Consider the following 8,646-nt stretch of genomic DNA (forward strand, 5'->3'; position numbering starts at 1 on the left):
TTTACTCCCAACCCCCCACCCACCCCCCCCCCCCCCCCCGGGGGCGCGTGCCCGCGGCGGGGGGGCGCGGTGGTTCAGCTTGTGGCTTTCATCGGCGGGACCCTCGCTCGCGCGGGGACTACGGCCGTCCCTCGGGGTGGTGGGTTTCTTGGCGGGGGCCACCCCCGCTCGCGCGGGGACTACTAGGTCACCTCGACCGACAGCACGGTGGACGCGGGGCCACCCCCGCTCGCGCGGGGACTTGCCCACTTTACCGCCCGCCAGCCCGGCGGGCAGGGCGGTTCAGTGGAGGAACAGGGCGATGACCCTCGCCCGCAGGCTACTCAGTCGGTATGGGTGCCGCCTCCGGCGGGCATCCTGATTGGTATGACCGAGGATGAGCGAGTTGCCGATCTACGCCATCAGCTTCAGTCCGCGGTGTGTCATCTGGCCTACGCCGCCGGGCAGATGGCGGCCGAGCGACCGGATGACGCGGAGCGGCTGATGGCCCAGACCGAAGGTATGGAGCGCCCGCACCGCCCCCAGAGCATGACGAAGCGCCCCCTGCACAGCCCACGCGGGGCCGTGCAGGGGGCGCCGTCAGGGGTTGGTCGGGTGTTCGGCGAGGTGCTCGTCAAAGCGGCGGGTCAGCTCGGTGACGGACTCTTTCGTCTCAGCGACGTCCTCAGCGGTACGGGTGACCTGGTCCTTGATCGAGTGGCCGCTGTTCGGCGACAGCTCCTGGACCAAATCCACGATGGTCACCACTCTGCGATTCGCCCGCCACACGCCCTTGCCCACCGCCCCGATCGCGAGCAGCGCCACGGCGCCGCCACCGAGATAGAGGATGAGGTCCATGGACGGCCCACTCAGCCTCTGAGCCAGATGGTGGCCGGGTCCTGGCTCGCGGGCAGCGTCGACGCCGTACCCGGATGACCGAGCCGACCGGCTATCCAGCCCTTCGCGGACGCGAGCGCCAGCGCGACCGGCGCCGCCCACCACACCGGCACGTCCGCCAGCTCGACCACGACCAGACCGATCGCGGCCTGGGCCCCCGTCCACCCCGCCCGCTCGCCGAGGTCCAAAAGGTACTTGCTGTCCATGATCGTCTCCTCTACTTCGGGGGGATCTTGAGGGTCTGGCCGGGCGTGATGACGGCGGTGAGCGCGACGCCGTTGAGCTTGGCGATCTCGGCCGCGCGCGCCCCGTCGCCGAGCTTGGCCTGGGCGATGCCCCAGAGGGTGTCGCCCTTGACGACGGTGTACATGGTGCTGGTCGCTCCGGGCGACCAGGCCGCCGGGTTCTTCAGCCGCTCGGCCACGTCCTTGCGGAACTGCGCCATCGTGAACGTGAACCGGCCGCGGGTTCCGTAGCCCTCGACGGGGCCGCGCGGATCTACCTTGCCCTCGACAGACGTTTCGAGGTGCCCGCCGCAGGACTCCGCGGACCAGCCGTGATGGCGGCAGAGAGCCGCGTTGATCCGCACCCACGCGTCGTACTGGACGCGCGGGTAGATGTCCTTGTTGTCGCCGCGGTTCTCCGTCTCGATGCCGTAGCTGACATCGTTCCCGTCGACCGTGCCGGTGGACGCCGACGGCTTCGGGTGGCTGGAGGACTCGTTGAGAAAGCTGTCGTAGGCGTTCTTCGCCATCGTCCCCGCGTGGTTGGCACGGCCCGCGCTGCACATGGTGGCCACGCCGGTCTTGGCGAGGTAGATGTGCGCCAGCGGTCCGGGCAGTCCCGGGACGCCGTTCTTCGCCACGAGGTCCCGCGAGTTGCTGCCCGCGGTGTGGTGGTTGAGGACCATGTGGACGGGCCCGAACGGCTTGCCGGTCTCGTCGTCCCGCTCGCGGGTACGCCAACCCGGATACTCGGAGACGCTCACGCCCTCGGCCTTGAGGATCGCGACCCACCGGTCAGGGGTCAGGGGTGTTGCCATGGATGCCTCCAGAAATGGCAGAAGCCCCGGCCTGGTGGGCTCGGGGCGTGCGAGTGGGGTGGGGGGTTATGCGGGTTCGAACAGCAGCCAGGCCACGGTCGAGGTGTCGGATGCGCTGCTGGACCGGATCCGGAAGGACGTGGCGGCGGTGCGGGCGTCGACTCGCAGCGAGCCCGGTGTGCCGCCGTCGGCCTGCGACGTGAGCAGGATCCGGGACGTGGCGGTCACGCTCGTGTTGGCCACGGTCACGACACCACCGACCAGGGTCGCGGTGCCCATGCGGGCGTTGGTGCCCTCGGCGATCGCGATGCCGCCCCCGGCCGCCCCGAGGTTGAGGGCCTTGGCCTGGCCCGCCCAGATGTTCCACTGGCCGGCCGACTGCCCGGAGGCGAGTGCCGAGTACCCGCCGACGGTGAGGTTGCCGCCGACGTCGACCGGCGCGGCGAACGCATCGACCGGCGCCGCCGTGCTGCCGGTGCGTTCGGCGATGTTCAGCCCTCGCCGGAGCACGGTGTTGCCGCCGCCGTCCGACCAGCCTGCCGTCGCGGCGTGCAGGAACCCACTGTCGACGCTGACGTACTCGGAGTCCTCCACTCGTACGCCGTACTGCGGGCTGTTCGTCTGGGTGCCGTTGTCGTCCACGCCGGGGTAGCAGGTGATCATGCCGACGATCACCGGCAGCGTGGCGCCGTCGACCTTGAGCCCGGCGTACCCGCCCCCGCCGGCGCCGTCGTTGCGGCCGTCGCGGCGGGTGTGCAGGTTGTCGATCTGGATCGGCGGGTTCCCGGTCGAATCGATCAGGACGCCGTTGGCGCCGTTGCGGTCCGTGGAGCAGTCCCCGAGGATCATGCCGCCGGAGCCGGTACCCGCCGCCCAGTCGCCGGTCAGGTGGAAGCCGCTGCCGGTGTTCCATTCGGCGCGGCAGCCGATCGCGTGGCTGTTCGCGGCGTTGGCGATCTCGAAACCGTTCGCCCCGCAGCCGATGGCCTGGCAGTCCATGAGGGTGATGTCGGTCATCACCTCGAACGCAAAGCCGTGCCACCCCGTGTTGTCGATCATGACGCGGTGGAGTCTCCAGGAGTACGGGAACTTCCCCGCGTTGGCCTCGGTGTGCACACCGGCGCCGGTGACCCGGCGGATCGTGACGTCCCGCAGGCCCACGTTCTGGATGTTGCCCGCTGCCCGGATCCCGTCGATGCCCGGGGTCTCCAGATCCTGCCCGTCGATCATCACGTTGAGGATGCGGTGCTCGGCGCTGATGGTGGAGTACCCGCCGTCGATCTCGTCGAGGAACGAGATGACGGCGTCACCCACGAAGCTGGCGAGGGGCCGGATGTAGCAGGGCGGATCGGTGAGGTCGACCACGGTCATGAGGTTGGTGTGGGTGCCCTGGAGGGTGACGGCGGGCGGGATCGTGAGCGGCGCCGACGTGCGGTAGGCGCCGACCGGCAGGTAGACGATGCCGCCCATCGGGCAGGCCGCGAGCGCCGCCTGGATGGACGTGGTGTCGTCGGTGACGTTGTCGCCCTGGGCGCCGAAGTCCTTCACGTTCAGCCAGTCGCGGACGCTGCCCGTCGGGCCCCCGCCCGCGTTGGCGTTGTGCGCCTCGATCCACGAGCGCGGGCCGCCCCCGGCCTCCGCCCACATCCCGGTCACACCGTCCGGCCCGAAGAACCGCGGCAGCTGCCCCTGCTCGCCCGTGACCACCGAGGTGATCGGCTCGTCGGCCGCGCTCCGCAGGTCCGTGAGCTGCGTGCCCTCGGTGACGCTGTCCCAGAACGTCACGGCCACCGCGGCGGCGACACCCCACAGGCCGTCACTGGGCGCCACCGCGTAGTCCGCGATTCCCCGCCCGAATTCGTACCGTGCCACGTCACACCACCCAACTGATGCCGGAGACCGGCAGGACGGACTCCCCGCGCGCGATGGCCGGTTTGTTCGTGAGCCACACCTGACCCGGCCGGTCGCTGGCGGAGCTGTAGATGATGCCGCGGCTGATGCGGGTCCCCGTGACGTATCCGATGAAGTACTGGTCCCTGGACGGGTGCCGGTAGCCGGACGGGATCAGCACGGGCAGCCGGGACTCGTCCTCGGCGTCGAGGGTCCCGGCCGCCCGCTCGAAGCTGCCCAGCCGCAGGTGCACGGCGCCGGAGCGGCGTTCCACCACGGACTGAACGTTGATGCTCCACGCGGACAGCGGGCTGTCCACGAGGATCACACCCGAGTCGTCGGACAGCACCTGCCAGCTGCTGCCCGTCCACAGCCGGGTGGTACCGGTGTCGATCTCCTGCGCCACCTCGCCGGTCACGGGGCGGGGGTTGCGGGTGGTGGAGCGGCACGCCCTCACCCGCGCCCCGGAGTACAGCTCGTAGCGGTCCACGGTCACCGAGGCCGCGGCGGTGCGTACGGTCACCTGGGCCAGGGGGATCTCGTACACCCCCGTGTCGCCCGTGCTCTGCACGAGGGCCGGGGCCCCGGCGCCGGCGGTGCCCTGCCGGATCGCGGCCCGCACCGTCCAGGTGGAGCGGTCCAGCCGCAGCACCACCCAGTCCGTGCGCGAGCCGCCGCCGACGAGGTGGGGGGTGACGGCGAGAGTGTCGCCGGTCGGCCCTGACGTCCAGAAGTGGCCGCGCACGCTCGCGGTGACGTTCGCGCGGATGGTGACATTCAGCCCGGAACCCGCGGTGACCACCTGCGTCTGGGCAGGGTTCCCGAGGACACCGTTGTCCGTGAACGCTGCGGCCATCTGCTCGTACTCGGCATCCGTCACCGCCCGGTCGTTGTAGTCCGGGGCTGGCCAACTGTTCTGCGCCACGCCTACCTCACTCCCCATGCTCTGGCCAGGCGGAGCACCTCGCGTAGGGTGCGCTCCGTGGCGGACGTTGTCTCCTTGTCGCCGCCCCCGATGACGCAGGTGACGACCTCGCCCCCGGTGGGGGTGGCCTCCAGGCGGACGGCCTGCACGGTGTCCACAACCTCCCGGCCGGTGGGCAGGACGACCGTGACGCGGTCGCCAAGGCCGTAATCGCGCCCGGCTCTCAGGTCCTCGGTGTCCACCGTCACCGTGGACAGGCTCGCCTGAGGCCCGTCCTCGGTCAGGGCCGCGACGCCCGCGAGGATCAGCGCACCCCCGCCGCTATGGGTGCCGGATTTCTCCAGCAGCTTCTCCACCCGGTACCACTGCGTCACGGCGTCGTCTGCGGTGACCTCCACGTACTCCCGTTCGTTGGGCGGCGTCGCCTCCTGGGCGGGATCGTCGCCGCCCTGGACCAGCTCTGACGTGGCGGTCGGGGCTCCCAGAGTGAACGACACCGAGCGCAGATTCCCGAGGCCGGCAGAGAACCGCGCGGTACCGGTGCGGTCGACGGGCGCGTACACCCCGAACCTGATCTGCGAGCCGACCTGCCTGGTACGGAACCCGAGGGCGCCGCCACCGGCCGCCAGAATCCGGCAGGCGTCCAGCAGGGGCTCGAACCGGGTCTGGAAGGTCACGTCCGTCCCCACGTTGGCGACGGCATCGAGGACCAGGCCCTCGATCCGGCGGCCCGCCAGCGCGCCCGGCCCGCAGTTCTCGTTCACCAGCGCGCGGATCACGCTCTCGCTCCGGACAGTGGTGAACGTCCGCAAAACGTTGCTCGTCGTGGTCTGGTCCTCGAACACCTCACCGGGCTCGGGGTAGGTGAGGTACCCGGCCACGCGTGCGAGATCGTCGGAGAACCGGGCGGTGACCGTGCCGCCCGCGTTCTGCTCCAGGTCCCACGTGTAGTTCTGCGGCTCCTCCAGCGGGCCCGCGCACCAGATCGCCCCGTCCCGGATGATGACCAGACGGTTGCCGGGCTGGAGCAACTGCATGACATCCGGGTACGCAGGCACGGTGATCTCGCCCGACGCCGGCGCGTTGAAGTTCAGGTCGACGCTGAGCTTCGTCCAGCCCGTGATCGGATCACCCAGCACGTCGAGGTACCGGTCGGTCACCAGGAGATCGATCGCCACCAGCCCACCCCCTACGCCGTCTCGTACCGCGGATGAAAGACCAGGTCGACGGCGGATCCGGCAGCTGCTCCGTCGAGCTGGAACGTGACGGGCGTCGGACCGGGCGGCAGGCTCCACAGCACGGCCGCGGGCCAGTCGAGGCCGGGCGTCAGGTTCTCGCCGGTGTCGGAGCGGACGCGCGGCGGGTCGGTGGAGATCGTCACGGTCTCCCCGGCGAGGAGCGGCCCGTGCACGGTGTCCGCCATGGTCAGGGTGAAGCTGTCCCCGGTGTCCTCGCGCGTGAACTCGATCGCGGACGCCGGGCCCGTGACGGTCCACACCGGCCACACGTCGACGTCGCCGGGGTTGTCCACGGTGGTGGCGCCGAGAACCTGCGACGAGGACACCGACGGGTACGGCACCAGGAAGTCGACGTCCGTGCCCTGCTCGCGGTGGACGGTGACCGGCTGGGCGTCCACCCAGTACGGATCCTCACACCACAGGGTGACCACCGCGCTGTCCCAGGTGATGCCGGTCGCGGCCTGCCCGCGGCCGTCCCACCCGTCCGCGTAGTAGACCGCGATCTGCCGTACGCCCCCGTCCGGCCGCGCCACCTCCAGCAGCCCGGGTCCCTCCCGCAGGGTCCGCGTGAACGCGCGCCCGATGGACCGCCAGTTCCGGGTGAACTCCATGTGATCCGCGCCCTTCACCAGCACCGGCCACACGATGCTCCGGGGCTGCGGCTGAACGTGCCGCAGGCGGGCGCCACCACGCGGGTGCGGATCGCTGATGAGTTCGTACGGGGCGGCCCCGAGTCCGGACACGCCGTCGGCGAGGGTGTACCACTGGGATCCGGGGGACAGGTCCGTCATCGGCCACCGCCCGCCAGCCGGGTCGATGTACGTCACCGTCGCGTAGCCGACCTCGGGCAGTTCGACGGGCGGGGTGGTCGGTTCCTCCGGGACGATGACCGGCGCTGTGATCAGGGGCATCTACCGTGGCCTCCCTACTCGCTGGCGCGCTTCCTCCTGCCGCTGCATCAGCCGCAGGTCCTCCACGCTGATCACGCTGGCGCGGGGGTAGACGTTGTATGTCACCGGCGGCCGGTCGGTGGTGGCGGACGTCGTCTGGCTCTCCGCCGGTATGGAACGGGCGGGCAGACCTGGTTTCGCGGGGGTCTGCGGCAGCGGCACCGTCTTGGCGTTGAGGGCCCGGAACAGGTCCTCGCCGTAGTGGTCGACGGCCGCCGCCCGCATCATGAACTCGCCGTCCGACCCCCACAGCAGGATGCTGTCGGACGTGGGGGTTCCCGGGCCGCTGAGCAGTCCACCGCCGTCGTAGCCCGGGATGGGACCGCCCTGCGCGCGGCGCACCGGACCGCCCTGGGCGAGGAGTCCGGCGTCCGCCAGGCGCTGCTCCATGTTGGTCGCCACATGGATGTAGAGCGTCCGGTCGCGCATCCCGTCGAGTTGCCGCTGGGCCTCGTCCACCTTCCGCTGGAGGTCGGAAATTTCGCCCTTGATCGCGGCCGTCTTCGAGGACGGTGCCGCGGCCAGCCGCGCCTTGGCGTCCGCCAGCTTGTCCTTCAGATCCTCCAGATCACCCCGGAGGTAGGCGGTCTTGTCGGGGGTGTTGAGGATCTGATCGGCCAGTGCGGCAGCCGCCTCGCGGGTCAGACCCATCTGCTGGGCGTTCGCGATCAGCTGCTGCCGGCCGCTCTCGAACGTGGCCGAGACCTCGGACCACGACGCCCCCGACTCCCGCGCGGCCGTCGTGGCTTCGTTCGTCTTCGCGGCCAGGTCCGAGAGGGCCCCGTACGCGCTGCGCCCCGATTCGGTGGTCAGGTCGAGGGTGCCGCCGGTCGCCGCCCACACACCGCTGAACTCGCTGGCGGCCTCGGCCGCGGTGTCGATGGATGCCTCGAAAGCGGCCTGCGCGTCGAGGGCGTTCCGGTTGACCTCGTTCAGCGCGACGATCGACTCGCGCAACCCGTCCGCGCTCGTCTTCTGGGCGTCGAGCTGGGCCTGTACCTCCTGGGCCTGGTCGCCGAACAGGCCCATGCTCTCGGCGGCGAGCCGCTGCTCCAGTGCCTGCCCGGCGAGGGCCTCGTCGTACTTTTCGAGGGAGCCGGTGAACTTGTCGAGTTCCTCGGGGCTCATGTTCTCGGTCATGGCGGCGAGCGCCGCAGCAGCCAGCTCGGCCTTGCCGCCGCCGACGAGATCGGCCAGGCCCTGATCGATGCCGTCGACGCTCTCCGTGAACTTCTCCGTGGCGTCGCCGGCGTCGAGCAGCCCGCCGGTGACGTCGGCGCCCCAGTTGTTGATGCTCTCGGCCACGCTGGGGTCGAGGATCTTCTGGATCTGCTCGCGCAGCTTGCCGAAGTCGTCGCCGAACTGGCTGGCGACGTACCCCGTGGCCTGGCCCGTACGCCCCAGCTCACCGAGCGAGGTGGTCAGTTTGTCGACGTCGAGTGCGGCGGGTTCGCCCATCTGTGACAGCTCGGTCATCGCGATCAGCAGCAGGCCGATCCCGGTACCGGCCATCGCGATCTTCGCGGTGCGGGACAGGGTGCCGATGGCAGCCGCGGTCCCCGCGAGAATGCCGGGGGTCCCGGTTGCCGCCGTGCGCATCGCGGCGACCTGCGTGCTGATCGCGGCGATGGCCGCGCCGGCCGCCGCGCCGCCTGCCGTCGCCAGGCTGACGGCCTTGATGGCGATGGAGAGCTGAAGGTTGAGGGCGATCGCCTCGGGCGGAAC

7 protein-coding genes and 1 pseudogene are annotated in these 8,646 nt (G+C 70.8%); all 8 read right to left on the reverse strand.

Features of this window, described 5'->3' with window-relative positions:
- Positions 1–579: 579 nt before the first annotated feature.
- On the reverse strand, positions 580–837 hold the full coding sequence (locus ACFXAZ_RS26110; protein WP_384595943.1) for a hypothetical protein: 258 nt from the start codon (positions 835–837) through the stop codon (positions 580–582).
- An 11-nt stretch (positions 838–848) separates the two neighbouring features.
- On the reverse strand, positions 849–1,082 hold the full coding sequence (locus ACFXAZ_RS26115) for a hypothetical protein (protein ID WP_384595946.1): 234 nt from the start codon (positions 1,080–1,082) through the stop codon (positions 849–851).
- A gap of 11 nt (positions 1,083–1,093) precedes the next feature.
- On the reverse strand, positions 1,094–1,918 hold the full coding sequence (locus ACFXAZ_RS26120; RefSeq protein ID WP_384595949.1) for an N-acetylmuramoyl-L-alanine amidase: 825 nt from the start codon (positions 1,916–1,918) through the stop codon (positions 1,094–1,096).
- Positions 1,919–1,984: 66 nt separating this feature from the next.
- Positions 1,985–3,790 carry a glycosyl hydrolase family 28-related protein gene (locus ACFXAZ_RS26125; RefSeq protein WP_384595952.1) on the reverse strand — a complete coding sequence of 602 codons (1,806 nt, stop codon included), beginning with the start codon at positions 3,788–3,790 and terminating at the stop codon, positions 1,985–1,987.
- 1 nt (position 3,791) lies between these two features.
- Positions 3,792–4,733, reverse strand: a complete 942-nt coding sequence (locus ACFXAZ_RS26130; RefSeq protein ID WP_384595955.1) for a hypothetical protein — start codon at positions 4,731–4,733, stop codon at positions 3,792–3,794.
- A gap of 2 nt (positions 4,734–4,735) precedes the next feature.
- Complete coding sequence (locus ACFXAZ_RS26135; RefSeq protein ID WP_384595958.1) at positions 4,736–5,911, reverse strand: siphovirus ReqiPepy6 Gp37-like family protein; 1,176 nt, start codon at positions 5,909–5,911, stop codon at positions 4,736–4,738.
- A gap of 11 nt (positions 5,912–5,922) precedes the next feature.
- Positions 5,923–6,882: a phage tail protein gene (locus tag ACFXAZ_RS26140; protein ID WP_384595962.1), complete on the reverse strand. Its 960-nt coding sequence runs from the start codon at positions 6,880–6,882 to the stop codon at positions 5,923–5,925.
- Positions 6,883–8,646, reverse strand: a pseudogene (locus ACFXAZ_RS26145) (hypothetical protein); the annotation flags it as partial. It lies immediately after the preceding gene.

This window comes from Streptomyces sp. NPDC059477, assembly GCF_042749375.1.
Lineage (GTDB): Bacteria > Actinomycetota > Actinomycetes > Streptomycetales > Streptomycetaceae > Streptomyces.